22 protein-coding genes are annotated in these 24,206 nt (G+C 68.2%); 11 read left to right on the forward strand and 11 right to left on the reverse strand.

Annotation, left to right across the window (positions count from 1 at the left end; genetic code table 11):
- Positions 1 to 74 precede the first annotated feature (74 nt).
- The gene (locus IB269_RS14155) at positions 75 to 545 is read right to left on the reverse strand and encodes an FKBP-type peptidyl-prolyl cis-trans isomerase (protein ID WP_192367420.1); all 471 of its coding nucleotides are present in this window, start codon (positions 543 to 545) and stop codon (positions 75 to 77) included.
- Between the two features lie 111 nt (positions 546 to 656).
- A complete protein-coding gene (locus tag IB269_RS14160; protein ID WP_192367421.1) occupies positions 657 to 1,559 on the reverse strand; it encodes a LysR family transcriptional regulator in 903 nt (300 codons plus the stop codon).
- Positions 1,560 to 1,660: 101 nt separating this feature from the next.
- On the opposite strand from IB269_RS14160, the gene IB269_RS14165 reads away from it, so the two are divergent.
- From IB269_RS14165 to IB269_RS14175, 3 genes are read left to right on the forward strand one after another with little or no spacing between them, the layout of a single operon-like run.
- Positions 1,661 to 2,677, forward strand: a complete 1,017-nt coding sequence (locus IB269_RS14165) for a Bug family tripartite tricarboxylate transporter substrate binding protein (RefSeq protein WP_192367422.1) — start codon at positions 1,661 to 1,663, stop codon at positions 2,675 to 2,677.
- Between the two features lie 16 nt (positions 2,678 to 2,693).
- Positions 2,694 to 4,064, forward strand: coding sequence for a lyase family protein (locus IB269_RS14170; protein ID WP_192367423.1), 1,371 nt, complete (start codon positions 2,694 to 2,696; stop codon positions 4,062 to 4,064).
- A 16-nt stretch (positions 4,065 to 4,080) separates the two neighbouring features.
- Positions 4,081 to 4,533: a carboxymuconolactone decarboxylase family protein gene (locus IB269_RS14175; RefSeq protein WP_013804545.1), complete on the forward strand. Its 453-nt coding sequence runs from the start codon at positions 4,081 to 4,083 to the stop codon at positions 4,531 to 4,533.
- A gap of 16 nt (positions 4,534 to 4,549) precedes the next feature.
- Here the strand turns inward: IB269_RS14175 and IB269_RS14180 are convergent, their stop codons facing one another.
- Both IB269_RS14180 and IB269_RS14185 read right to left on the reverse strand, forming a co-directional pair.
- Positions 4,550 to 5,596 carry a pirin family protein gene (locus IB269_RS14180; protein WP_192367424.1) on the reverse strand — a complete coding sequence of 349 codons (1,047 nt, stop codon included), beginning with the start codon at positions 5,594 to 5,596 and terminating at the stop codon, positions 4,550 to 4,552.
- 132 nt (positions 5,597 to 5,728) lie between these two features.
- The gene (locus IB269_RS14185; protein ID WP_071954138.1) at positions 5,729 to 6,451 is read right to left on the reverse strand and encodes a glutathione S-transferase C-terminal domain-containing protein; all 723 of its coding nucleotides are present in this window, start codon (positions 6,449 to 6,451) and stop codon (positions 5,729 to 5,731) included.
- A 142-nt stretch (positions 6,452 to 6,593) separates the two neighbouring features.
- Between IB269_RS14185 and IB269_RS14190 the strand changes: the two genes are divergently transcribed.
- A complete protein-coding gene (locus tag IB269_RS14190) occupies positions 6,594 to 7,580 on the forward strand; it encodes a Bug family tripartite tricarboxylate transporter substrate binding protein (RefSeq protein WP_013804548.1) in 987 nt (328 codons plus the stop codon).
- A 39-nt stretch (positions 7,581 to 7,619) separates the two neighbouring features.
- Here the strand turns inward: IB269_RS14190 and IB269_RS14195 are convergent, their stop codons facing one another.
- Entirely contained in the window at positions 7,620 to 8,168 is a 549-nt protein-coding gene (locus IB269_RS14195) for a DUF1439 domain-containing protein (protein WP_013804549.1), read from the reverse strand.
- A 294-nt stretch (positions 8,169 to 8,462) separates the two neighbouring features.
- Between IB269_RS14195 and IB269_RS14200 the strand changes: the two genes are divergently transcribed.
- The 3 genes from IB269_RS14200 (at position 8,463) to IB269_RS14210 (ending at position 12,035) form a co-directional block, all read left to right on the forward strand.
- Positions 8,463 to 9,536 (forward strand): porin, encoded by a 1,074-nt coding sequence (locus tag IB269_RS14200; RefSeq protein WP_192367425.1) that lies wholly within the window; start codon positions 8,463 to 8,465, stop codon positions 9,534 to 9,536.
- A 280-nt stretch (positions 9,537 to 9,816) separates the two neighbouring features.
- Entirely contained in the window at positions 9,817 to 11,187 is a 1,371-nt protein-coding gene (gene yjjJ / locus IB269_RS14205) for a type II toxin-antitoxin system HipA family toxin YjjJ (RefSeq protein ID WP_192367426.1), read from the forward strand.
- Between the two features lie 200 nt (positions 11,188 to 11,387).
- Positions 11,388 to 12,035, forward strand: coding sequence for a DUF924 family protein (locus IB269_RS14210; protein WP_013804552.1), 648 nt, complete (start codon positions 11,388 to 11,390; stop codon positions 12,033 to 12,035).
- 81 nt (positions 12,036 to 12,116) lie between these two features.
- Here IB269_RS14210 and IB269_RS14215 read toward each other — a convergent pair whose 3' ends face one another.
- From IB269_RS14215 to IB269_RS14230, 4 genes are all read right to left on the reverse strand, one after another.
- Positions 12,117 to 13,265: an acyltransferase family protein gene (locus IB269_RS14215; RefSeq protein WP_013804553.1), complete on the reverse strand. Its 1,149-nt coding sequence runs from the start codon at positions 13,263 to 13,265 to the stop codon at positions 12,117 to 12,119.
- A 510-nt stretch (positions 13,266 to 13,775) separates the two neighbouring features.
- Positions 13,776 to 14,633, reverse strand: a complete 858-nt coding sequence (locus IB269_RS14220) for a tRNA-uridine aminocarboxypropyltransferase (protein ID WP_192367427.1) — start codon at positions 14,631 to 14,633, stop codon at positions 13,776 to 13,778.
- Between the two features lie 8 nt (positions 14,634 to 14,641).
- Complete coding sequence (locus tag IB269_RS14225; protein WP_013804555.1) at positions 14,642 to 15,253, reverse strand: class I SAM-dependent DNA methyltransferase; 612 nt, start codon at positions 15,251 to 15,253, stop codon at positions 14,642 to 14,644.
- Between the two features lie 90 nt (positions 15,254 to 15,343).
- Positions 15,344 to 15,730, reverse strand: coding sequence for a VOC family protein (locus IB269_RS14230; RefSeq protein ID WP_047326371.1), 387 nt, complete (start codon positions 15,728 to 15,730; stop codon positions 15,344 to 15,346).
- A 139-nt stretch (positions 15,731 to 15,869) separates the two neighbouring features.
- On the opposite strand from IB269_RS14230, the gene sbcD reads away from it, so the two are divergent.
- The 4 genes from sbcD to IB269_RS14250 all read left to right on the forward strand — a co-directional run bounded on the left by sbcD (position 15,870) and on the right by IB269_RS14250 (position 22,466).
- A complete protein-coding gene (gene sbcD / locus IB269_RS14235; protein ID WP_065346845.1) occupies positions 15,870 to 17,147 on the forward strand; it encodes an exonuclease subunit SbcD in 1,278 nt (425 codons plus the stop codon).
- Positions 17,144 to 20,629, forward strand: a complete 3,486-nt coding sequence (locus IB269_RS14240; protein WP_192367428.1) for an AAA family ATPase — start codon at positions 17,144 to 17,146, stop codon at positions 20,627 to 20,629. The genes sbcD and IB269_RS14240 overlap by 4 nt, the downstream gene beginning before the upstream one ends.
- Positions 20,630 to 20,711: 82 nt before the next feature.
- Positions 20,712 to 21,650 carry a GSU2403 family nucleotidyltransferase fold protein gene (locus tag IB269_RS14245; RefSeq protein WP_192367429.1) on the forward strand — a complete coding sequence of 313 codons (939 nt, stop codon included), beginning with the start codon at positions 20,712 to 20,714 and terminating at the stop codon, positions 21,648 to 21,650.
- A 207-nt stretch (positions 21,651 to 21,857) separates the two neighbouring features.
- Complete coding sequence (locus tag IB269_RS14250; RefSeq protein WP_192367430.1) at positions 21,858 to 22,466, forward strand: hypothetical protein; 609 nt, start codon at positions 21,858 to 21,860, stop codon at positions 22,464 to 22,466.
- Positions 22,467 to 22,568: 102 nt separating this feature from the next.
- Here the strand turns inward: IB269_RS14250 and IB269_RS14255 are convergent, their stop codons facing one another.
- Both IB269_RS14255 and IB269_RS14260 read right to left on the reverse strand, forming a co-directional pair.
- Positions 22,569 to 23,027 (reverse strand): RDD family protein, encoded by a 459-nt coding sequence (locus tag IB269_RS14255; protein WP_012202823.1) that lies wholly within the window; start codon positions 23,025 to 23,027, stop codon positions 22,569 to 22,571.
- Positions 23,028 to 23,140: 113 nt separating this feature from the next.
- Entirely contained in the window at positions 23,141 to 24,205 is a 1,065-nt protein-coding gene (locus IB269_RS14260) for an asparaginase (protein WP_192367431.1), read from the reverse strand.
- Position 24,206 lies beyond the last annotated feature (1 nt).

Consider the following 24,206-nt stretch of genomic DNA (forward strand, 5'->3'; position numbering starts at 1 on the left):
AGGCCGCCGGGCATGCCAGGCGGCCTTTGTGCTTTGCGGGGCCGTGCGGACCGGGTGCATCCCGGCCCTGCCTCTCAATGGTGGTGGCCGTGGCCGCCGTGCACGTGGCGGTGCTCGATTTCCTCGGGCTTGGCCGCGCGCACTTCGGTGACCTTGCAGGAAAAGTGCAGCGCCATGCCGGCCAGCGGGTGGTTGCCGTCCAGCAGCACCACGGGGCCCTTGATCTTGACCACGTGGAAGATCTGGGGCTGGCCCTGGTCATCGGTGCCGCGCAGCTGGCCGCCGACCTTCACGCCGGGCGGGAACTCGCCCTTGGGGATGGTGCGGGTCAGGCTCTCGTCGCGCGCGCCGAAGGCGTCTTCCACGGCCAGGTCCACGGTCAGCGTGTCGCCCACGGCCTTGCCGTCCAGGGCGGCTTCCACCTTGGCGAAGATGTTGTCGTAGCCGCCGTGCAGATAGGCCACATCGCCCTTGTCGAGCAGCTTGCCCAGCTTGTCGGTGATCTTGTAGTTGATGGTGACGGCGGTGTCTTTGGTGATGTTCATGGCAAAGGCCTTGGAAAACCGCAGCGCAGAAGGCGCGCCGCGCAAAGCTGCCATTGTCGGCGACCTGGGGCATTCCAGCGTCGCGGCCGTGGGTTCACCGGCCGCCCAACCTCAAGCCAGGCACTCGCGCGCACATTCGAGCAGGCTGCGCGCCCAGCGCGCGCGGGCCGAGGTGTTGAGCCACAGCAGGCCGACCTTGCGCGCATCGGCGGGGCGGGAGCCAGCTCCGTCCGCAGCAGCGCCCTGCTCCGGCAGCGCCAGCACGCGCACGTCGCGGCCCTGGGAGAGCACGGGGCCTATGTCGGGCACCAGGCCCACGCCCAGGCCCTGGTCCACCATCATGGCCACGGCCAGCACCGAGTTCAGTTCCATGCGCTCCAGCGGCGCAATGCCCTGGGCGCGCAGGTAGCGGTCGGCCAGCCGGCCACCGGCCAGGGATCGGTCGTAGCGCACCAGGGGCCGGGTGCGCAGCAGGGCCAGCGGGTCCTGCTGCGCATCGCGGGCGCGGCACAGCACGACCAAAGGCTCCTGGCGCAGCTCGGCCCAGCACACGGTCTTGGGCAGGTCGAACGAGGGTTGCAGGCAGATCAGCACGTCCAGCTCGGACTGGACCAGGGCCGTGTACAGCTCGGGCGTGAGGCCGGCGCGCACGCTGATGCGCACCTCGGCGTGGCGCGCCACGAAGGCCCGCATCACGGCGGGCACAAAGCCGTGCAGCGCCGTGTTCACGGTGCCCAGCCGCAGCTCGCCGCCGTCCGCGTCCGAGGCCACCCACTCGCGCAGGCCCTCGAAGTCCTGCAGCAGCTGGCGGCCACGCTCGAACAGCCGCTCGCCCGCCTCGGTGGCGCGCACGCTGCGGCCATGGCGCACCAGCAGCGGCGCGCCCAGCTCGCCTTCCAGCACGCGCATCTGCTGGGCAATGGCCGAGGGGCTCAGGTCCAGCTGGCGAGCGGCTTCGGACATGGAGCCGGCGTCCACCACTCTCAAGAAATTGTGTATGTATCTCACGTCCATTTCACACATTTTCTTGAATCACAACGCAGATGCAACTGCTGTTTTCCCAGGCTGCGCTGCACCACACTGCGTGACAACGACTATTTTCAGGAGACAGACGCATGGATTCCCGGCCCACCTCTCAAACCGCTCAAGCCTCTCAGACCTCTTTGCCGCGCCGGATGTGGCTGTCCACCGCCGCCGCCGCGCTGGCCGCCTGTGCGCTGCCGGCCTGGGCCCAAAAGCGCGGCAGCCGCCTGGTGGTGCCGTTTGCGCCGGGCGGCGGCAACGATGTGTTCGCGCGGCAGATGGCGCATGGCCTCAACGAGTCCTTCGGCTACGGGATGATCGTGGAGAACAAGGCCGGCGCGGGGGGCAACCTGGGCACGGAAGCCGTGGTGCGTGCGGCCGGCGACGGCAGCACCTGGCTGCTGGGCCACACGGGCACGGTGTCCATCAATCCCTCGCTGTATCCGGGCCTCAAGTTCAATGCGGCCACCGATCTGCAGCCGGTGGCCATGTTCGCCTCGTCGGCCCTGCTGCTGGTGGTGCCGGCTTCCTCGCCCGCGCGCAGCGTGGCCGACCTGGCCGAGCAGATGCGCAAGCGCAGCGGCGAGATGAACTACGCCTCCAGCGGCTCGGGCACGGGCGGCCACCTGACGGGCGAGATGTTCGCCCACGCGCTGGGCGCCAAGGCCATCCACGTGCCGTACAAGGGCACGGCCCCGTCGCTGACCGACCTGGTGGGCGGCAATGTGGACTTCAGCTTTGGCGTGATTCCCGCGGCCATGGCCCTGGTGAAGGCCGGCAAGCTGCGCGCCCTGGCCGTGACCGGCGCCAAACGCCAGCCCCAGCTGCCCGACGTGCCCACGGTGGCCGAGTCCGGCGTGCGTGCGCTGGCCGACTTCGAGAGCTCGCTGACCTACGGCATCCTCGCGCCCAAGGGCACGCCTGCCGAGACGGTGCGCGCGCTGGGGCGCGACATCCTCAAGGTGGCGTCTTCCGAATCCTTCCAGTCGCGCCTGGGCATCGAGGGCGCCGTGCCGCTGCTGGGCGATGGCGCGCAGTACGCGGCCCGCATCCAGGTGGAGAGCGCCAAGTGGGCGGCCGTGATCAAGGCCTCGGGCGCCACGGCCTGAGACCGGCAAGGACAGCATGTCATTGGTGAAGGACTATCTGGGCCCCGCCGACAGCGGCCACTGGTTTGCAGACGCGCGCTGGCTGGACGCGCTGCTGCGCTTCGAGAGCGCGCTGGCCCAGGCCCAGGCCGACTGCGGCCTGGTGCCGCGCCCGGCCGCCGAGGCCATTGCGCGCGCCTGCGCGCAGGCGCCGCTCACGTGCGAAGGCGTGGTGGAGCAGGCACGCGCCAGCGGCGCGCTGGGCCTGGCCGTGGTGCGGCCGCTGCAGCAGTGGCTGCAGGCCCACGCCCCGGAAGGCCTGCCCTGGCTGCACTGGGGTGCGACCACGCAGGACGCCGTGGACACGGCGCAGGCCCTGCTCACGCAGCAGGCCCTGCAGGCGCTGCTGGCCGAGCTGGGCGCGCTGCAGTCCGCACTGCAGGCCCTGGCCCGCACGCACGCGGCCACGCCCATGCTGGCGCGCAGCCTGCTGCAGCCCGCGCAGATCACCAGCTTCGGCTTCAAGTGCGCGCAGTCGGCTGCCGCCGTGGGGCGCAGCATCGAACAGCTCGAAAGGCTTGCCACCGCTGCGCTGTGCGTGCAATTGGGCGGCGCCGTGGGCAATGGCGCCGTGCTGGGAAGCCACCGTGCCGAGGTGGAGCAGGCACTGGCCCGGCGCCTGGGCCTGTCGGCCTGCGGCCGCAGCTGGCATACCCAGCGCGACGACTGGATGCGCCTGGCCATGGAGGCCGCCGTATGCGGCGGCAGCCTGGCCAAGCTGGCCAAGGACTGGTCGCTGATGTCGCAGTACGAGGTAGGGGAGATCGCCGAGGCGCCGCGCGGCAGCACCTCCAGCGCCATGCCGCACAAGCGCAATCCCGTGCACCTGATGCAGGCGGTGGCACAGGCCCAGGCCGTGCCCCAGCTTGCGGCCCTGCTGCTGGGCTGCATGGCCCAGGCCCATGAGCGCGCGCTGGGCGAGTGGCAGGCCGAGGTCGCGCACTGGCCCGACCTGTGGCGCCATGTGCATGGCGCCGCCGCCGCATTGCGCCAGGCCGCGCAGTCGCTGCAGGTGCATCCGCAGCGCATGCTGGGCCATGTGCGGGGCCTGCACGGGCTGGTGTTTTCAGAGGCCTGCGTGCACGCCATGGCGCCCTGGACGGGCAAGCCCGAGGCCCTGGCCGCCGTGGAGCTGCTGGCCCCGCAGGCGCTGGAGCAGGGGCGCGAGCTGCGCCTGCTGCTGGCCGAATGGGCCGCGCCCCGGCTGAACGCAGCGGCCCTGCAGGCGCTGCAAGATGCGCTGGCCCGGGCCTGCGACCCGGCCCGCGCCGTGCAGGCATCGCATGATGCATGCTTGGCGCTGCTGGCAGCGCCGCAGATCCACGCCAATGCCCATTCCCATGCTTGACACAGGAACCCCCGCCATGACCGAACCTTCCGCCGACGCCCTGCAGCGCGGCCTTGCCAACCGCCGCCGCGTGCTGGGCGATGAATGGGTGGACCAATCCGTGGCGCGCGCCAACGAACTGAATGTGGAGTTCCAGCGCATGATCACGGCCTATGCCTGGGACGGCATCTGGAGCCGCCCCGGCCTGGAGCGCCGCACGCGCCGCATCATGGTGCTGGCCATCACGGCATCCATGGGCCGCTGGGAAGAGTTCGAGCTGCACATCCGCACGGGCCTGCTGGCCGACCCGGCCGATGCCGAGGCGGCGCCGCTGGACCTGGACACCATCCGCGAAGTGCTGCTGCAGACCGCCGTCTATGCCGGCGTGCCCGCAGGCAACACCGGCATGGCCATCACGCTGAAGATCCTCAAGGAGCTGGGGCGCACGCCCGCGCCGGCCAGCTTTCATCCACCCGCAGACACGGCCTGACGCGGCCTGACCGGACTCAGGCGGCCGGAGGCTGCTCCTCGGCCGCAGCGCCCGGGTAGCGCGCAAAGCGCCGGTTCTCTGCGCCATGCACCGGGTCCTGCTCGGCCCAGGGCCACCCGCCGAACTGGGTACGCCGGTAGTCCTGCATGGCCTGCATGATTTCCTGCTGCGTGTTCATCACGAAGGGGCCGTACTGCGCCACGCTCTCGCCAATGGGGCGGCCCTGCAGCACCAGGCATTCCACGGCGTCGGCGCCGCTGTTGTGCAGCTCCCAGTCCTGCGTGGCATCCACATGCAGGGCCGCATGCTGTACCAGCGCCGTGGGCCCGACCTGCAGTGCCTGGCCTGCAAAGAAATACAGCATGCGCTGCGTGTCCACGCCGGCTGCGCGCGGCAGCGTCCAGCGCGCGCCGGGCTCCAGGCGCAGCGTCCAGATGGCCACGTCGCCCTCGGGTTGCGAGGCCCAGGATTCGGGCGGCGGCGGCAGGGCGGCCGCCGTGCCGGGCAGGCTGCCTGCCACCACGGTGACCACGGTCCTGCGGCCTGCGGCGTCTGCGTGCTCCAGGCGCGGGATGCGCTCGTTCCAGAACATGGTGAAGTGCGGCTCCACCATCTTGGAGCGCGCAGGCAGGTTCAGCCAGATCTGGAACAGCTCCAGCGGATTGGGCGCGTCGCTGTTGAGCAGCGGGAACATCTCCGAGTGCTGGATTCCCTTGCCGGCCGTGAGCCACTGCACGTCGCCGCCGCCAAAGCGCGCGGCCGCGCCCAGCGAATCGGAATGGTCGATCAGGCCCTTGCGCACCAGGGTCACGGTCTCGAAGCCGCGGTGCGGGTGGCCGGGAAAGCCCGGCACGCCATCGCCGTGGTACATGGAAAAGCCGTCCTTGCGGCTGAAGTCGCTGCCCATCTGGCGGCCCTCCAGGTCCACGGCCTGCACGCCCAGGCGGCCATCGCTGGGCGGATAGGCATCGTCATGGTGGGCACAGAACAGGAAGGGGTCCATGGTGGGCCACAGCGGGCCCAGCGGCTGGCTCTGGAGGACGGGGGTGGTGGCTGCGGTCATCGTGGCTCCTGTGAGGCTGCGCCCGCAAGAAAAAAGGGGGCGCTGCATTCTCGGACAGATGCGGCCCCCGCGCCGGTTTTGAAAGCCACCATGGCTGGGACAGTGCGGCCCAGGAATGCAACGCCCGCCAGGTCAGTTGCGCGGCGGCGTCACCAGGCCCTTTTGCACGGCCGGGCGCGCCACGAAGGCGGCCAGCACGCGCTGCAGCTCGGGAAAGCGCTCCCAGCCCAGCAGTTCGGCCGCGTTGTAGCCCTGCTCCACCACCATGTTGCGCACCCAGGGCCACAGGGCGATGTCGGCAATGGTGAACTGCTCGCCCATCACCCAGGCGCGGCCTGCGAGGCGGCGCTCCAGCACACCCAGCAGGCGCACGGACTCGTTCACGTAGCGGTCGCGCGGGCGCTTGTCCTCGAAGTCCTTGCCCGCGAATTTGTGGAAGAACCCCAGCTGGCCGAACATGGGGCCGACGCCACCCATCTGGAACATCAGCCACTGCAGCGTTTCATAGCGCGCGGCCGGGTCGGCGGGCAGCAGCGGGCTGCCGGACTTCTCGGCCAGGTAGACCAGGATGGCGCCCGATTCGAACAGCGCCAGCGGCTTCCCGCCCGGGCCTTGCGGGTCCAGGATGGCCGGTATCTTGTTGTTGGGAAAGGTGTCCACGAACTCGGGCGAGAGCTGGTCATTGCTCTCGAAGCCTACGCGGTGCGCCTCATACGGCAGGCCCATCTCCTCCAGAGCGATTGACACCTTGACGCCGTTGGGCGTGGGCAGGGAATACAGCTGGATGCGGTCCGGCTGCGTGGCCGGCCACTTGCGCGTGACGGAAAAGGCGGAAAGCGGATTCTGTGAAGTCATGGGGCACCTTGAAGGCTGGACGGGTTCGCCAAGAAATCGATGGCCGCTGCATCGTAACGTTCGGCGCCCAGCCATGCTTGGCACGCTAAATAATGGCGGACCCGGCCCTGCCGCCGGGTCATAACAATCAACGGAGACATGCATGACAAGACATTCCACCCGCCGCCACGCACTGGCCCTGCTCGGCACCACCGCCGCCGCCTGGGCGGCCCTGCCCCTGGTCGCCACAGCGGCCGGCTACCCCGAGCGCCCCGTGACCGTGGTCGTGCCCTACTCGCCCGGCGGCGGCGTGGACATCATCACGCGCCTGGTCACGCCGCCCATGGCCGAGCTGCTGGGCCAGTCCCTGGTGGTGGACAACAAGCCAGGCGGCGGCACCAACATCGGCATGGGCGCGGTGGCACGCGGCGCGGCCGACGGCTACCTGCTGCTGACGGCATCCAACACGCTGACCACCAACAAGGCGCTGTACGCCAAGCTCAATTTCGATCCGCTCAAGGACCTCATCCCAGTGGGCCGCATCGGCGAGGCGCCGCTGGTCGTGGTGGTCAACGCCAAGTCGCCCCACAAGAACCTGGCCGAACTGATCGCCGCCGGCAAGGCCAAGGCCGGCGCCCTGTCCTATGGCACGGCTGGCGTGGGCAGCTCGGGCCACATGGCCAGCGCCCTGCTGGAGCGCGCAGGCGGCTTCCAGGCCGTGCACATTCCCTACAAGGGCGGCTCGGCGGCCGTGACCGACCTGCTGGGCGGGCGGCTGGACTTCATGGCCATCAACCCGCTGGAGGTGGCAGGCCATGTGGGCAGCGGCGCGCTGCGCGCCCTGGCGGTGCTCAACCACAATGGTTCGCGCCTGCTGCCGGGTGTGCCCACGGCACGCTCGCTGGGCGTGAACGTGCAGGCCACCGTGTGGTGGGGCCTGGTGGCGCCGGCCGGCACGCCGCCGGCCGTGGTGCAGGCGCTGAACCAGGCTTTGAACAAGAGCCTGGCCCAGCCCGCCGTGCTGCAGAAGCTGGCCGACATCGGCGCATCGCCCATGGGCGGCACGCCGGCCGAGTTCGGCGCCTTCATTCAGGCCGAGAGTGCCGAGCTGGGCGAGGTGATTCGCGCCGCCAATATCCGCGCGGACTGAGGCGCGGGCGAAGGGAAGGTCGAAGGCGCGCCGCTGCGCTCAGCGCGGCGCGACGGGCTTCTGGACCAGGGCCACGCTCAGGCCGTCCGGCGTCACCGTGATGGCGCCGGGCTCCATGTTCAGCGAGTCCATCAGGGCCAGTTCCTTGTCCTGCAGCTGGTAGAGCACGAGCTGGCCCAGCGCCTGCTCGGCCAGCGCGCTGGCGTAGGTGGTGAGCATGTCGCTCATGGCGGGCGCCAGGTCATTGATGACCAGGCTGTTGACCTTGATCTGGTGGGCGCGCAGCGTGCGGTCCGTGGGCTCGTAGCGCAGCGCGAAGTCCAAGTTCAGATGGCCGCCATAGCCCTGCTTGAGCACGGGCCCCGACAGATCGGCCTGCAGCACCGCATTGAGCGCGTTGCGCTCGGGCAGCAATCCCAGCACCGGCGAATGCAGCTTGAGCTGCAGCATGCCGGCCACGGGGAACTGCCGGGGAAAGCGCTGGGCCACCACCTCCTGCAGCCTTTGCCGCGAAACCGAGACATTCCCAGGTCCGGACTTTCCCGAACATCCGGTCGCGGCCAGGCTCCAGCCCGCTGCCACGACCATCAACAAAAAGCGGCGATTCATCACGACAGCACAAGCCTCAGAAAGCCCGACACGAAACTCTGAAGCGCCATGCATGCCATACGCATGGCGCTATGTTTTTTGAGAGCGACATTGTCCCGCCAGGGGCTATTCCCTGTCCCTGCAGTGGGTGTTGCCCGGCACCTGCGCGCAGCCACTTCGAGAACGAAACGACATAGCAGCTAGTGCCCGCCGGACATAGGCAGTACCGGCTCCCATACGGAAACTCGGCCGCTCGCAAAGTTCCCGCCTTCCAGAAGAAATCAAGGAGACACCATGAAGAAGAACATCGCCCTCGCCCTGCTGGCCACAGGCTGCGCGGCCGGCCCCGCCCTGGCGCAGTCCACCAGCAGCGTGAGCCTGTACGGCATCATCGACGTGTCGGTGCGCGCGCAAAGCGGCCTGTCGGGCGCCAATGCGCCGGCTGCGGGCAGCATGGGCTCGGTCAACAGCGGCGTGGGTCCCACCAGCCGCTGGGGCATACGCGGCAGCGAGGACCTGGGCGGCGGCCTGCGCGCCATCTTCAACCTCGAATCCACGCTGGGCGCCGACGTGGGCGGCATCGGCGGCGTGGCCGGCACCTTCGACCGGGCGGCCATCGTGGGCCTGGCCGGCCACTGGGGCGCGATCACGGCTGGCCGGCAGAACACGCTGATCTCCGACTCCGTGGGCCTGGTCGATCCCATCGCCCTGCGCTTTGCGGGCCTGAACCCCAACATCCAGGTCACCAGCCTCACGGGCCACGGCCTCAACAACGAATGGGGCGCCACCAACACCAAGGTGGGCTCCAACCGCGTCAACAACTCCATCAAGTACTCGGGCAGCTTTGGAGGCCTCACGGCGCGCGCCATGTACAGCTTCGGCGAGACCGGCGTGTCGGCCTCGCGCCTGGACACGCGCGGCCTGGGCCTGGACTGGCGCCAGGACGACCTGGTGCTGACCAGCGCCTACACCCAGTTCCACGACGCCAGCGGACGCACGCTGGACGCCGCCAACATCGGTGGCGCCTGGAGCCGTGGCGACCTGCGCCTGATGCTCAACTACGGCCGCAACAAGGCCGAGACCAGCGACACCGCTAAAACCACGAACAAGATCCTGGCACTGGGCGCGCGCTACGCCATCACACCCGTCATCGGCCTGAACGGCGGCTACTACAAGGTGGACCGCGAGCGCACGGGCCAGGGCGACGACGGCTTCCAGCGCCTGATCGGCTTCGTGGACTACCAGCTGTCCAAGCGCACCAGCCTGTTCCTGGAGCTGGACACGACCAAGTGGAAGAACGGTTACCAGGGCGCAGGCAACAAGACGCGCGCCAGCGGCATCAGCCTGGGTATCACGCACAATTTCTGACCCCCTGAGCGGCTGGCGCCGCTTCCCCCAGGGGACGACGCCCTCGGCTAGGCGCCCCCGCCGCGAGGCGGCTCTTGCTCGGCGTCTCTGAGTTGGAGCACGCCAGTTTCACAGGCTGTGATCGTGATTCGCAGACCTGCAAGCCGCCGCGAAATCCAGCTTTGCCGCGCCCTTGGGCGCGGTTTTTTTATCTATTCATATATCCATTCATGGATTTGCATAAATCCTTGATTTTCAATAAATTAACCCCTTGTTTCATCCATTCATGAATTGATTCCCCATGCCCACTGAAGACCCCTCCCTGCAGGTGCTGGCAGCACTGCGCCGCCAGGGCGGTGCGCTGGCGGCGCGCGAGTTGCAGCAGATGCTGGGCGTGAGCCAGCCCACGGTGTCGCGCGCGCTGGCACCGCTGATCCAGTCAGGCCAGGTGCGCAAGGTGGGGGCGGCGCGCACACAGCGCTATGTGCTGCCGCGCCAGGTGGCGGGCGTGGGCGCCGAGGTGGCCATCATGCGCGTGGACACCGAAGGCCATGCATCGCCCTTCGGCCGCATGATCGCCCTGCACGGCGGCGGCTTCTGGGTGGATGAGGCCGACGGCCTCAGCGAGCAGCACGACGGCCTGCCCTGGTTCCTGGACGACATGCGGCCCCAGGGCTTCATCGGCCGCAGCTTTGCGCACAGCCACCCCGAACTGCAGCTGGGCGGCGACCCGCGCCAGTGGGGCGAGGACGATGTGCTGCGCGCCCTGGCCCGCTTTGGCGAAGACCTGCCGGGCAACCTCATCGTGGGCGAAGCCGCCTTCGAGCGCTTCCACTCCCTGCCCGTGCGCACGCTGCGCGCCGCCTCTGCGGCCGACTATCCGCGCCTGGCCATGCAGGCCATGCAGGGCACGCATCCGGGCTCGTCGGCGGGCGGCGAGCAGCCCAAGTTCTGCTGCATCACGGCCGGGCGCAGCGTCATCGTCAAGTTCTCCCCGGCAGGCAACGCGCCGGCCGAGCAGCGCATCCGCGACCTGCTGGTCTGCGAGCACCTGGCACTGCAGACCCTGGCCGAAGACGGCCTGCCCGCAGCGCGCACGCGGCTGTTCCTCGATGGCGGCCGCGCCTTCCTCGAATCGGAGCGCTTCGACCGCAGCCAGCCGGCGCCGGGCGATGGCGATGTGCCCGTCTCACAGGCCCACCCGGGCAGCAACCCGGGACGCATCGGCATGGTGTCCCTGCAGGTGCTCAATGCCCAGTACGTGGGCGAGGTGGACAACTGGGCAGCCACGGCCAACCGCCTGGCCGCACGCGGCCTCATCACCGAGGCCGACGCGCGCAGCCTGCGCCTGCTCGAAGCCTACGGCCAGCTCATCGCCAACACCGACCGGCACTACGGCAACATCTCCTTCGTGCTGCCGCAGCCCCATGGCGACTGGGCGCTGTCGCCCACCTACGACATGTTGCCCATGCTCTACATGCCCATCAACGGCGAGATCGTGGAGCGCGACTTCGGCGCCCAGCCCCAGCGACCCACGGCCGCCACGCTGGCCGAATGGCCGCATGCCCAGGCGCTGGCACGCCGCTTCTGGCAGACAGTGGCGCAGGATGCGCGCATCTCCGGGGACTTTCGCAGCATCGCTGCGCGAAATCTTGAATTCATGAGTGCCTGATTGACAGGCAATAGCAATGAGATTCAGATGCAAATCTGTGGATAACACCGGTAATTTCTCTTGAAAAACCTGTGCACATACTCTTGAGAAACATTTGCACAAGCTGTGCTTTGACTGCGCAAAACCTGCCATCCACAAGGGCAGTACGCCACCGCCTGCACAATCGAAGGCTTCCTCATCCGACAAGAGCCTGGCCACCGATGACAAGCATTGCCCCTTCTCACGCCGCAGACCCGCGCATCGCCGACGTGCTCAGCTACTGGCTGGGCTCCGCGCATCCTGACAACGCGGGCGCCCTGGCCTGCAAGAACCTGTGGTTCATCAAGTCCGATGCCACTGACGACCAGATCCGCGAGCGCTTCGGCGCCCTGGTCGAAGATGCGCTGGCCGGCCAACTGGACGGCTGGGCCGGCACGGCGCTGGGGCGGCTGGCGCTGATCGTGTTGCTGGACCAGTTCACGCGCAACCTGTTCCGGGGCACGGCACGCAGCTTTGCAGGCGACCCGCAGGCGCTGCAACTGGCGCTGGACGGCATCGCCCTGGGCCATGACCGGCATGCCGACCTGCCAGCCGTGGCGCGCATCTTCTGCTACCTGCCGCTGGAGCATGCCGAAGACCTGGCCCTGCAGGACCGCAGCGTGGCCGCCTTCCAGGCCCTGGCCGACCAGGCCGGTGACGCTGGCGGCGAGGGCGTGCGCGAGTTCCTCGCCGGCACGCTGGACTACGCCCACCGGCACCGCGACGTCATCGTGCGCTACGGCCGCTTTCCGCACCGCAATGCCATCCTGGGCCGCACCAGCACGGCCGAGGAACTGCAGTACCTGTCCCAGCCCGGCTCAGGGTTCTGAGAGCGCAGCGGATCTCCTTCACCCACAAAAAAAGGGAACGTGCCAACGTTCCCTTTTTTGCTTTCGGCGCGCTGCCGGCATTCAGGCCGGCTGCGCCTGCGGCTGGCGCTCGCCGCCCTTGCGCTCGCCATCGCGCATGCGCAACGCCCAGCGCTCGATCGTGTAGAACGACAGCGCCGACAGCGCCACCGAGATCGCCAGTCCCAGCGCCACCACCACGGGCCACGAGAAGTCGGCGCGCAGATAGCGCACCACCGGGTAGTGCCAGAGGTAGACGCCATAGGACAGGCGGCCCAGCTTCACCAGCGTGGGCGACGACAGCATGTCGAAGACCAAGCCCGAGCCCTGGCTTGCCGCCACCAGCAGCACCACGGCGGCGCATTCCACCACGGTGATGCCCCAGACCATGGCGTCCTGGTTGTCCCATTGCAGCGCCATCAACAGCGGCACGGCCAGCGGCACCCACATGGCGTGGTGCATGCGCGCCTTCAGTGCAGCGATGAAGTCGGGCCGCTCGATCATCACCGCCGCCAGCAGCGCACCGGCGAACAGGCCCGAGGCACGGGTGTCGAAGCGAAAGAAGATCTCATAGAAGTGCTGGCCCTGGTCCACCCAGTACACGCGCCACAGCCAGCTCAGCGCCCACAGCAGGGCAATCGGGCGCCACAGACGGCCCGGCTTGGAAAAGCGCAGCAGCAGCACCAGCAGCGGCGGCCAGATCAGGTAGAAATGCTCCTCCACCGACAGCGACCACATGTGCAGCAGCGTGTCCGGGCTGTCGAAGAAGGCGATGCCGTAGTCGGCCAGATAGAGGATGGAGACCAGCGCATCGGTGTAGATGTCGTTCAGGTCCGGCCACAGCAAGGGCGCGAAGATGCAGTACGCGCCCAGGAACAGGGCCAGCGCCGGCATCAGGCGATAGAAGCGGCGGCGGTAAAAGCGCCAGAAGCCGATGCGGCCTTCGGATTCGTTCTCCATCAGCAGCAGCGAGGTGATCAGATAGCCGCTGAGCACGAAGAACAGGTCCACCCCGAAGAATGCGCCATCGAACAAAGGCGCATGGGAGTGCGACAAGATCACCAACAGGATCGCCACGCCCCGCAGCCCGTCAAGGGCGGGGTTGTAGTGCAGTTTGAAATCCTTGACCACCAAAACCGGACACCTTTCCAACGCCGGGGCATACGCCCCGGGCCATGAACAAACCCCATGAAAAATGGAGCACGCGGACATGGCGCAGCCGTCCCCGGGAGGGTCGCAACGCATGGTCCAGCGCGATAAGAGAGACGGCACGCCCCAAGGTTCCCGGCGGATGCTGTGACCAGCAATCCGCGAGCCGCGGCTGCGGCGCACCTGGAGGATGCGGGCCGCCTCTACGGGCGGCCCTGCGTGCACGAACATGCCCTGCAGTACAGGGCAATGGCTGATGAATTTCAGCGAAATCCGATTTTAGCCATCACCGCCTGCGGGCCAGGTTCGATGGACATTCGGCCTGGAGTCCTGGGTCACCCCGCCCCGCCGCCTGTCCACCTCTCATCGCACGCCGCGAGTATGGGCAGCGCACCGCGGCCGGAACGTAACAGGAAGTTGTCGCCGACACTGCTGTGCCCGGCCTCACGCCGCCCTGCGCCGCCCTGTTGAGCCACTGGCGAACACAGGGCAAGGGGAGTTGGATGCGCTGTCAACAATTTGGAACAAAACGCCACCAATCCCAATGAACACCAGCATCTTCCGCTATCGTTTTTAACAAGCAGGCGGACAAACGGAAGAGATCGCGTCCTGCAGACCACGGCGCGCGTCACTGTCTGTCTGCACCGGCTGCTGGTTCTTGGCGCGCAGATAGTGCTCGGTGAACAGCGCCAGGTAGCTCTCCAGCGCGCGGCCTGCGCGCCGGTCCCCGCCGTCGCCCGTCAGCTCCAGGCACAGGGCCGCCACCTCGCTGGTGCAGAAATGGTCTTCGCGCTGGGAGCGGCGCAGGCGGTACTGCGAGACCTGGTCCGGGTGCAGGCTCAGCACCGGAAAGCGGTCCAGGTAAGGGCTCTTGCGGAACATCTTGCGCGCCTCGGGCCAGGTCGCGTCCAGCAGGATGAACAGCGGGCGCCGGCCTTGGTTCGGTTCAGTCCCGGCCTGGGCTCCGGCCCGGGGCGCCGGCAGCGTATGCACCACGCGCTGCGGCGGCTCCACGAACTCGCCGGGAAACACCACATAGGGCTGCCACTGCGGATCATCGAGCAAGGCCAGCAGGCCCGCATCGGCCTCGGTGCGCGCCCAGCCGAAGGCATGCGTCTGCTCCACCACATCGGCGATCAGCCAACCCGTATTGCTGGGCTTGAGCGGCTCGGCATCGTGCATCAACAGGCAAAAGCCCGCCCGCGTCGGCAGCATGGGACGCAGCGCGCAAAGGCAGTGCGAAGGCCGCAGCCGGCAACCCTCGCAGCGCTCGCCGCGCGGCCCGCCGCGTGACAGAAAGGGCCGCGTGCTGCGCGCCAGCCGCTGCGTGCGCAGCCGCGAGACCGCATGCGGCGCCACGCCGGAGTCCACGCCGCGCAGATAGGACAGAGGCACGCAGGCATCCTTCGCCGCAGCAGGCACTGCTGACATTTCCAGGCTCATCCCACGCTTTCCAGCTCGAACAGCGGCAGCTCGGCGCGGCGGCTCAGCCACACGCCGCCGCCCAGTTCCTTGAAATGCTCGGCCAGCCCGCGCCGGTATAGATCGGCCCGGTGGCGGAACAGGCGCGGATCGGTCAGATCCTCATCGATCACGCCGCGTTCGTAATCCTCGCGCGCCACCGCCTCCACATACAGACCGCCTCGGCTCAACCGCCCCAGATTGGCCAGCGCGCGCTTGAGATCCGGCGGGCTCAGATAGGGCAGCACGCCCTGGCAGATCACCAGATCGAAGGGCTCTGCAGGATCATGCGCCGCATAGTCCACCACCGAGCCACGCTCCCAACCGAAGCGCCCGCACAGGTACTCGCTGAACTCCACGCCGTGGTAGCTGGCACCGGGGAAGTGGCGCTGCACCGCCTCGCGCCACAGACCGATGCCGCAGCCCACATCCAGCACGCGGCGCACGGGCACGCGCACATAACTCAGGTAGGAACAGACGAAAGCGCCCAGACGGTTCACATGCTCGGTATCGACCACGCTGGTCTTCTTGTCGAAGTAGTAGCGCTGGTAGTACGCCTCGTCGAACCACTGGTCACTTGCTGATTGCACGCATTCTCCTTGGGGGTGAGCGCCCGGCGGGCGCGTTCGGGCGGGAGTATGGCGCAGAGGGGTTTGTATATGCCGGGATGCGGTATTCGCTCAGGCCTTGGGCGGCCGATGCAACAGGCACAGCTTGTTGCCATCCAGATCCCGCACATAGGCCAGGTACAGCCGGCCACCGGGCGAAGCCTCGCGCCAGCCGGGCGGATCCTCGCAGGTCACGCCCCCGGCTGCCACGGCGGCGGCATGGGCCGCGTCGGCCTGCTCGGGCGACTGCGTCGCAAAGCCGATGGTCGCGCCATTACCGTGGCAGGCAGACTCGCCGTTGATCGGTGTGGAAATGGCAAACGTGCCGCCCGCGCTGCGGTAGAAATAGCGGTTCTTGTTGGCCATGCCCGGCGCAATGCCGAGCGCTCCCAGGAATGCGTCGTAGAACTGCTTGGATTTTTCGAGGTCGTTGACCCCGACCATGACGTGGCTGAACATGCCTGTGTCTCCTTGGTTGATGCGAACCGGGATGTTAGCTGCGGCCCGCCGTCCTGCTGTCACCCATGCGCGCCAGCGACCATACTGTCGCCCCCGCCACAGCCGGCGGACATTGCACCGATACCGCGATACCGAAACCATGCGCCTTCTTCACACTTCCGACTGGCACCTGGGCCAGCACTTCATGGGCAAGAGCCGCCAGGCCGAGCACGCTGCGCTCATCGACTGGCTGCTGGAGCAGGTCGATGCCCAGGCGGTCGATGCCGTGCTCATCGCGGGCGATATCTTCGACACCGGCGCGCCGCCCAGCTATGCGCGCGAGCTGTACAGCCAGCTGGTGGTGCGCCTGCATGCGGCGGGCGTGGCCCTGTTGCTGCTGGGCGGCAACCACGACTCCGTGGCCACGCTGGCAGAGAACCGCGAGCTGCTGGCCTGCCTGGACACCACCGTGGTTGCCGCCGTGGGCGAGACGGCCAGCCACGTGGTCGAGCTGCCGCTGCGGCGCCGGCCGGGGCAGCCGGCCGCGCCCGGCTGCATCGTCTGCGCCCTGCCCTTCATGCGCCCGCGCGACCTGGTGCTGAGCCAGCCCGGCCAAAGCGCCGAGCAAAAGCAGCAGGCGCTGCAGGCCGCCATCGAGTCCTGCTACCGCAGCGTGCACGACGCCGCCATGGCACGCCGTGACGCGCTGGCCGCCGCATCCGGCCAGCGCCTGCCCATCATCGCCACGGGCCATCTCACCACCGTGGGCGCCAGCAGCAGCGAGTCCGTGCGCGAGATCTACGTGGGATCGCTGGACGCCTTCCCCACCTCGGCCTTTCCGCCCGCCGACTACGTGGCGCTGGGCCACATCCACCAGCCGCAGAAAGTGGGCGGCCTGGAGCACATCCGCTACAGCGGCTCGCCCATTGCGCTGAGCTTTGACGAGGCCCGCCAGTCCAAGCAGATGCTGCTGGTGGACCTGGGCCCCGAAGGGCTGCAGGCCGTCACGCCGCTGCCCGTGCCCTGCTTTCAGCCCATGGCATCGGTGGCAGGCAGCCTGACCGCATTGACGGATCTGATGCGCGCCACCGCCCAGGCCGGCAGCCCTGCACGGCCCGTGTGGTTGGAGGTGGTGGTGGAGCAGGACGACTACCTGCCCCAGCTCACCGACCGCGTGCAGGCCCTGGCCGATGAGCTGCCCGTGGAACTGCTGCGCGTGCGGCGCCAGCGCGGCCGGGCGGTGGCCGGCATGGCCGCCGCCGCTGGCGAGTCGCTGCACGAGATCAGCCCCGCCGACGTCTTCGAGCGCCGCCTGGCGCTGGAAACACTGGAGCCCGGTCTGGCCCGGGCCCTTACCCGGCGCTACCAGGAAGTGGTGGCCGGGCTTGATGCGCCCCAGCCAGGCGCCGGCGAACACGGCGAGGAGGCCCGCGCATGAAGATCCTTACGCTGCGGCTCAAGAACCTCAACTCGCTCAAGGGCGAATGGCGCATCGACTTCACGCAGGCACCGTTCGCGGGCAACGGCCTGTTCGCCATCACCGGGGCCACAGGCGCGGGCAAGTCCACCCTGCTCGATGCCATCTGCCTGGCGCTGTACCACCAGACACCCAGGCTGAACAACATCTCGGCATCGGCCAACGACCTCATGACGCGCCACACGGCCGACTGCCTGGCCGAGGTCGAATTCGAGGTCAAGGGGCAGGTCTACCGCGCCTTCTGGAGCCAGCGCCGCGCACGCGACAGGCTCGATGGCGCGCTGCAGGCGCCCAAGGTGGAACTGGCCCGTGGCGACGGCAGCATTCTCAGCAGCCAGACGCGCGACAAGCTGGAGCAGACCGCCGCCATCACCGGCCTGGACTTCGAGCGCTTCACCAAGTCCATGCTGCTGGCCCAGGGCGGCTTTGCGGCTTTTCTGCAAGCCAATGCCAATGAGCGCGCCGGCCTGCTGGAAGAGCTGACAGGCACCGAGATCTACGGCCTCATCTCGCAGAAAGTCTTCGAACGCGCCCGCGATGCGCGCCAGCGCCTGGACCAGCTCAAGGCCCAGGCCGATGGCGTGGAGTTGCTGACGCCCGAGGCGCGCGATGCCCTGCAGGCCCAGGCCGACAGCCTGGTGACGGAGCAGGCCGCGCTGCAGGCCGACTACCTGCGCACCCAGGCCCAGCACCAATGGCAGCAGCAACTGGCCCAGGCCACCCAGACACTGCAGGCCGCCCGCACCGGCTGCGCAGACGCCGCCCAGGCACTGGAGCAGGCCACGCCCGAACTGGAAAGCCTGGCCCATGACGAGCCCGCGCAGGCGCTGCAGCCGCTGCACCAGGCCTGGCAGCGCAGCACCGCCGCCTGCGATGACAGCCGCCAGCAACTGCAGCAACTGCGCGAGCACGAACAGCAGACCCAGGCCCGCCTGCTGCTGCAGCACCGCCATGCCCAGGCCCTGTCCGCCCGCCTGGCCCAGGCCGCGCAAGACACCCTGGCCCGCCAGCAGGCCGAGCACCAAACGCTGGAACAGTTCTGCACCCACCATGCCGCCCATGCCCTGCTGGGCGAGCGCCTGGGCAGCTGGCGCCAGCAGTTCAAGCTGCGCGCCAGCCAACAACAGCAAGCGGCCAGCCAGCAGCAGGCCCTGCGCAAGCTGGATGCCGAACAGGCCCGCATGGCGCAAAGCGCCGAAGCCGGCGCGGCCCAGGTCCAGGCCGCCACCGACGCCCAGGCCCGCGCCAGCGCCGCACTTCAGCACGCGCAGGACGAACAGGCGCAGCGCCTTCAAGGCAGCGGCGGCATGGCCGAGCTGCGCGCCCGCGAGCAGGCAGAGCAGGACCGCCTGCACCTGTGGCGCCAGGCAGAAACCCAGGCCGCGCAGCGCCGCGAACTTGCGCGCCAGCAAGCTGCGCTGGAGCAGGAATTGCGCGATGGAGAGGCACAGGCGCGGGCGCAGGACACATCGCTGCAAGCCCTGCGGCAGCAGTACAAGAGCGTCAAGGAACAGGTCGCGGACAAGCAGACCCTGCTCCTCCAGGAGCAGCGCATCCAAAGCCTGTCCGAGCACCGCCACGCCCTGCAGCCCGGCCAGCCCTGCCCGCTGTGCGGCGCGCACGAGCACCCGGCCGTGGCCGCCTACGAAGCGCTGGACGCCTCGGCCACCGAAGCCGCGCTGCGCCGCAAGCAGGATGAACTCGACGCCCTGCAAACCCAGGGCGAAACCGCCCGCGCCACGCTGGCCGCCACCACGGCCGCGCAGGCGGCGCGCCAGCGCCAGGCCGACGAGCTGGAACAAGACATCGCACGCTGGCACGACACATGGCAGGGCCTCACGCAACCCCTGCAACTCGCGCCAGACAGTTGGCAACAGGCCGACACCCTCGCCGCATCGGCCCAGGCCTGCGCCCGCCAGCTGGACACGCTCAAACGCGCCGTGCAGGCCGCCGAGCAAGGCGAGCAGGCCGTGCAACAGGCCAAGGACGCCGCCCAGCACAGCCGCCAGTCACTGCAGACCGCGCAAGGCCAGCTTGCGCTGCAGCAGCAGGCCCTGGCCGACCACAGCGCACGCCGCGAAGAACTGCAGCAATCCATCGCCGGCCTGCAGGCCGAAGCCCAGGCGCTGAACGCGCAGTTGCAGGCCTCACTCGGCGAGGCCGGCCACACCCTGCCCGACGACGCCCAGCCCTGGCTTGACGCGCGCGAAGCCGAATGGCAGCACTGGCAACAGGCCCGGCACGACCTGCAGCAACTGGCCCAATCCATGGCCTTGCAGCGCAAGGAATGTGAGGCTGCCGAGGCCGATGCGCAGCGCTGGAAAAAACAGTGGGAAACACAGTGGGAGGCGCAGTGGGAGGCGCAGAGAACGGCGCAGCCCCATCCCGCCGATACGGCTGTGGCAGAGCCGCCTTCCCTGCCCTTGCCGCCCGTGGAACAGCTGCCGCAGGCCCTGGCCGAATGCGCCAGTGACATCGCCGCTCTCACGCGCCAGCAGGATGCCCTGCAAGGCCAGCAGCAACAGGCCCAGGCCACGCTGGCCCGCCAGCGCGAGGAAGCGGCCCAGGCCGAATCCGCATGGCAGGCCGCCCTGCGCACCAGTCCCTTTGCTGACGAGCCCGCCTTCCTGCAGGCCCTGCTGCCCGCACCCGAACGCCAGCGCCTGGTCTCGCTGCGCCAGCAACTGCAGGCGGCACAACAGCGCGCGGCCACCCTGCTGGAAGCCGCGCAGCGCGAGCACGCGGATCTGCAGGCCCAGGCCCTGACCGACCTGGCACCCGAAGCCATCCAGGCGCTGCTGCAAACACTGCAGGAGCGCCATACGACACTCAGCGAACAGCTGGGCGGCGCCCGCGCCCAGCTGGCCGACGACCAGCGCCGCCGCCAGGGCCAGCAGGCCCTGTTCGAGCACATCGCCACCCAGGCCAGCGACAGCGACCTGTGGCAGCACCTGGACGGCCTCATCGGCTCGGCCAAGGGCGACAAATACCGGCGCTTCGCCCAGGGCCTCACCCTGGACCACCTGCTGCACCTGGCCAACCTCCACCTGGCGCGCCTGCACGGCCGTTACCTGCTGCGCCGCAAGCCCGAGGGCGAGCTGGAACTGGACATCGTCGACAGCTGGCAGGGCGACACCCCGCGCGACACGCGCACGCTATCGGGGGGCGAAGCCTTCCTCGTCAGCCTGGCCCTGGCACTGGCCCTGTCGGACCTGGTCAGCCACAAGACCTCCATCGACTCCCTGTTCCTCGACGAAGGCTTCGGCACGCTCGATGCCGACACGCTGGAGATCGCGCTCGACGCACTCGACCGGCTCAACGACAGCGGCAAGATGATCGGCATCATCAGCCACGTGGAGGCGCTCAAGGAGCGCATCGCCGTGCAGGTGCGGGTGGAGAAAGGCGGTGGCGTGGGGCATTCGAGGTTGGTGGTTTCTTCGTGATCCGAAGCGTTTCAAAATCTCTTAGGCTGTTGTTTTTAAAAGAATTTCGGTATAAAAGAGAAATTCTCGAAAAAATACCGAAATGCAAGACCTCCAGCCATCAGCGGCCCGCCAGTACATAGACGCCGTATCCACCTTCGAAGCCCTGGAAGAAGCCCGGGATGAAGGGGCTCAAGTACGCGGTGGCATGTATTGGCATGCGGGTCCGGCGTCGTCTCCTCAATCCAGCTACCTGATCCGCACCACGCCTGCGGGCGCCGAAACCAGCCTCGGTCTTCGCACGCCGGAAACCGAAGCCATCTATGAACGCTTCATGCAGCGCAAGCAGGAAAGCGCCGAGCGTTTGGCCGGGCTCAAGGCCGCATTGGCCCAGCACCAGCGACTGAATCGCGCGCTGCGCGTAGGCAGGGTGGACCCGCTGGTGGTGGAGCTGCTCAACCGTCTGTCGATCACCGGGCTGAGTCCGCACTTTCGCGTGGTAGGAACGCATGCGCTTTACGCCTACGAGGCGGCAGCCGGCTTGCGGCTACAGGCAGATGCCCTGGCCACGCGCGACATGGACCTGTTGTGGGATACCCGCAAGCGGCTGCAATTTGCCACGCAACTCGCCCGCGTAGACAGCTCCATGCTCGGCGTACTGAAGAAGGTGGACAGCACGTTCCGCCTGCGCAAAAGCCAGCTCTACACGGCCGTCAACAAAGACGGTTTTGAAGTGGACATCATCCGTCGCGAACGTGTGGCAAACGATCCCCACCCCATCAAACTCAGCGACGCCGAGGAAGACTTCTGGGTGGCCCAGGCCAGGCGTGCCAACGTGCTGCTGGATGCGCCACCGTTTTCAGCCGTCATCGTCGCCAGCAATGGAGCCATGGCGCGCATGCATACCGTCCACCCGGCAACCTTCGTCGCGTTCAAGCGATGGATGGCCGGCCTGCGCGAGCGAGAGGCCATCAAGCGCAGGCGAGATGTACTGCAAGCGGACGTGGTGCAAGCGCTGGTGGACGGGTACTTGCCTCCATGAGTGCTTTCGGATACGTCTGAGACCTGTGCAATCTGTGAGCAGGCAGGTCTGGGCTCAACGCGCATACGGGAAGTCATTGCGCGCCACTGCTCTGCTCGCAGGCTGCAGCTCAATACGGAACTGTCACCAAACTGCCGCCCAACGCCTGCACCATCCTGCGGGCACGGCCTGCCTGGCCGCCGTTCACTCCTTTTCAAGGACCGCTCCATGCAAGTGCGCTTTCCCAATCCCTTCGGCCTGTCCCTGCCCGACGCCCAGGCGGTGCGCGACTACCAGGCCGCGCAAGGCTTCTCCGACGCCTACGCGCAGTTCCTGATCACGCAGAACGGCCTGGACTTCGACCGGCTCGAAGCGGAGCCCGACCGCGAGGACTACCTGCAGGCCGACGACGAGACCGGCGACAACCACGCCTGGCTGCGCACCCTGCACCACTTCCGCGCAGGCTCGGAGCACTGCGACGTGGAGGACCACCAGCGCGAGAACCTGTTTGCCGCGCACTTCATGGTCATTGGCCATGACCCTGGCGGCAACCCCTTCGTGGAAGTGCTGCACGGCGCCTTCAAGGGCCGCATCGGCAGCCTGGACCATGAGCTGTTTGCAGGCTGCGAGGACCTGGAGCAGTTCCTCGAAGAAATGGAACTGAGCGGCTTTGCCGCCGCCAGCGTGGACGAGCAGACCGACATACTTTGCGACGAAGACCAGGGCCTGATCTGGTTCCACGCCAGCAGCATGGACAGCTTCTTGCAGCAATGCGTGTTCTGCGACGAGGACGGCTCGGGCTTCGTGGTGGACGAGCCGGGGTTGGAAGAGGATTGAGCCACGGGGCGGGCCTTGCCCGCAACCTGGCAGACAGCCCGAAGGCGTTGAAGCAGGCCGAGGCACAAACGGCCAGCGCGCTGGAGCAGTGCGATGTGGATATCAGCGGAACTTCACCGGCTGCACCCCCCGGTGCTTGGGCCTGACCACCACGGTGCCCGCAATCTTGTCGTGCCAGCCTTGCTTGCGCGGGTCAAAGGCCACCCAGATCAGCCCCAGGCACAGCGGGATGATGGACACGAAGTAGGCCAGGTAGCGAATGATGGCCTGCCGTGTGCTCATGTCCGCGCCGGTCTGCGCGTCCACGATCCTGGCGGCGATGAGCATCTTGCCCGGCGTGGCCTGTTTCTTGATCCAGAAGATGACGACGGCAATGGCAGGCAGCACCCAGGAGATGACGAAATCGGCCGGGCCGTGCAGCAGTTTTTCGGATTCCAGGTATTCCCAGCCATAGATGGAGATCAGGGCCGGAAGCATGAGCACGAGCAGGATCACGGTGTCGATCAGCGCGGCGCCGGTACGGGCCCAGAAGCCCACGTACTCGAGATCGTCATCCTGCATGGTGCGCCCTGGTTGGCATATGAGGCTGCCAGTGTGCCACCTCGGTGCCCCGCCAGAAATGCCGCGCAAGGCCAGGGCCTGCGCGGCAGGGTTGCGGCGGCCTGTCGGTCGAACTATCGATCGAATACTGCCTGCAGGTCCTTCTGCCCCGTCACGCCGGACTGCAGCGCCAGCATCAGCAGGATCCGCGCCTTGGGCGCGCGCAGATCGTCGGCCATGACGGCGCCGGCCTCGAACGAGGTCTTGCCGCCGCCCTCGAAGCCGTAGCTGGGCATGACGCGCCCGTTGTGCACGCGCGTGCTGACGACCACGGGCACGTTCTTGCCGATGGCGTACTTGGCGGCATCGAGCATGGCGACGTTCATGTTGCCCATGCCCAGGGCGTCGATGACGATGCCCTTGACGCCACGGTCCACCGCTTGGCGCACGGCCTGGCCGTTGGCGCCGCCGTACATGGGGAAGATTTCCACCTCGGGCATGGTCTGCGCCTGGATGGGCAGGTGCTGGCGGCGCGCGGGGGCGGAGGCGAAGCTGACGCGGTCCGGGTAGACCTCGCCCAGAAAGCCGAATTCACCCGAACGGAAGGTCTCCACGTTGGCCGTGTGTGTCTTGGTGACGTAGCGCGCGGCGTTGATCTGGTTGTTCATGGCCAGCATGGCGCCCTTGTCGCGCGCCTTGGGGTCCACGGCGATGCGCACGGCGTTGAGCAGGTTGCGCGGCCCGTCGAAGTCGGACACCGAGGCATTGCGCTGCGCGCCGATGAGCACGACGGGCTTGGACGACTGCACGGTCAGGTCCAGCCAGAAGGCGGTTTCCTCCAGCGTGTCCGTGCCGTGCGAGACGATGGCGCCAGCCACCTCAGGGCGGGCCAGCGCGGCCTGTACGGCCTGGGTGAGCTGCACCCAGCGGGCCGGGTCCATGTAGTCGGAGGGCACGTTGGACAGGTTGTTGACCTGGATGCGCGCGTACTTGCCCACGTCGGGCACGGTGGCCAGCAGGTCGTCGCCCGAGATCGCGGGCACGGGCGCGTTCTTGACCGGGTCGATCTTCATGGCGATGGTGCCGCCCGTGGCAATGAACTGGACCACGGGCTTTTCCTGGGCGGCGGCGCTGGTAGCAATCATGGGCAAGGTGCAGGCAGTGAGCAGGGCGAGGGCGGTGCGGCGGAAGGCTTTCACG

The organism is Delftia sp. DLF01 (assembly GCF_014852125.1).
GTDB lineage: Bacteria > Pseudomonadota > Gammaproteobacteria > Burkholderiales > Burkholderiaceae_C > Comamonas > Comamonas acidovorans.

Excerpts from the sequence above, each read along its gene's own strand:
- IB269_RS14160 (WP_192367421.1), bottom strand. The coding sequence starts at position 1,559 with ATGGACGTGAGATACATACACAATTTCTTGAGAGTGGTGGACGCCGGC.
- IB269_RS14240 (WP_192367428.1), top strand. The coding sequence starts at position 17,144 with ATGAAGATCCTTACGCTGCGGCTCAAGAACCTCAACTCGCTCAAGGGC.
- IB269_RS14195 (WP_013804549.1), bottom strand. The coding sequence starts at position 8,168 with ATGGTCGTGGCAGCGGGCTGGAGCCTGGCCGCGACCGGATGTTCGGGA.
- IB269_RS14155 (WP_192367420.1), bottom strand. The coding sequence starts at position 545 with ATGAACATCACCAAAGACACCGCCGTCACCATCAACTACAAGATCACC.
- IB269_RS14170 (WP_192367423.1), top strand. The coding sequence starts at position 2,694 with ATGTCATTGGTGAAGGACTATCTGGGCCCCGCCGACAGCGGCCACTGG.
- IB269_RS14245 (WP_192367429.1), top strand. The coding sequence starts at position 20,712 with ATGCAAGACCTCCAGCCATCAGCGGCCCGCCAGTACATAGACGCCGTA.
- IB269_RS14215 (WP_013804553.1), bottom strand. The coding sequence starts at position 13,265 with ATGTCCGCGTGCTCCATTTTTCATGGGGTTTGTTCATGGCCCGGGGCG.
- yjjJ (WP_192367426.1), top strand. The coding sequence starts at position 9,817 with ATGCCCACTGAAGACCCCTCCCTGCAGGTGCTGGCAGCACTGCGCCGC.
- IB269_RS14180 (WP_192367424.1), bottom strand. The coding sequence starts at position 5,596 with ATGACCGCAGCCACCACCCCCGTCCTCCAGAGCCAGCCGCTGGGCCCG.
- IB269_RS14175 (WP_013804545.1), top strand. The coding sequence starts at position 4,081 with ATGACCGAACCTTCCGCCGACGCCCTGCAGCGCGGCCTTGCCAACCGC.
- IB269_RS14255 (WP_012202823.1), bottom strand. The coding sequence starts at position 23,027 with ATGCAGGATGACGATCTCGAGTACGTGGGCTTCTGGGCCCGTACCGGC.
- IB269_RS14220 (WP_192367427.1), bottom strand. The coding sequence starts at position 14,633 with ATGTCAGCAGTGCCTGCTGCGGCGAAGGATGCCTGCGTGCCTCTGTCC.
- IB269_RS14185 (WP_071954138.1), bottom strand. The coding sequence starts at position 6,451 with ATGACTTCACAGAATCCGCTTTCCGCCTTTTCCGTCACGCGCAAGTGG.
- IB269_RS14230 (WP_047326371.1), bottom strand. The coding sequence starts at position 15,730 with ATGTTCAGCCACGTCATGGTCGGGGTCAACGACCTCGAAAAATCCAAG.
- IB269_RS14210 (WP_013804552.1), top strand. The coding sequence starts at position 11,388 with ATGACAAGCATTGCCCCTTCTCACGCCGCAGACCCGCGCATCGCCGAC.
- sbcD (WP_065346845.1), top strand. The coding sequence starts at position 15,870 with ATGCGCCTTCTTCACACTTCCGACTGGCACCTGGGCCAGCACTTCATG.
- IB269_RS14165 (WP_192367422.1), top strand. The coding sequence starts at position 1,661 with ATGGATTCCCGGCCCACCTCTCAAACCGCTCAAGCCTCTCAGACCTCT.
- IB269_RS14250 (WP_192367430.1), top strand. The coding sequence starts at position 21,858 with ATGCAAGTGCGCTTTCCCAATCCCTTCGGCCTGTCCCTGCCCGACGCC.
- IB269_RS14200 (WP_192367425.1), top strand. The coding sequence starts at position 8,463 with ATGAAGAAGAACATCGCCCTCGCCCTGCTGGCCACAGGCTGCGCGGCC.
- IB269_RS14190 (WP_013804548.1), top strand. The coding sequence starts at position 6,594 with ATGACAAGACATTCCACCCGCCGCCACGCACTGGCCCTGCTCGGCACC.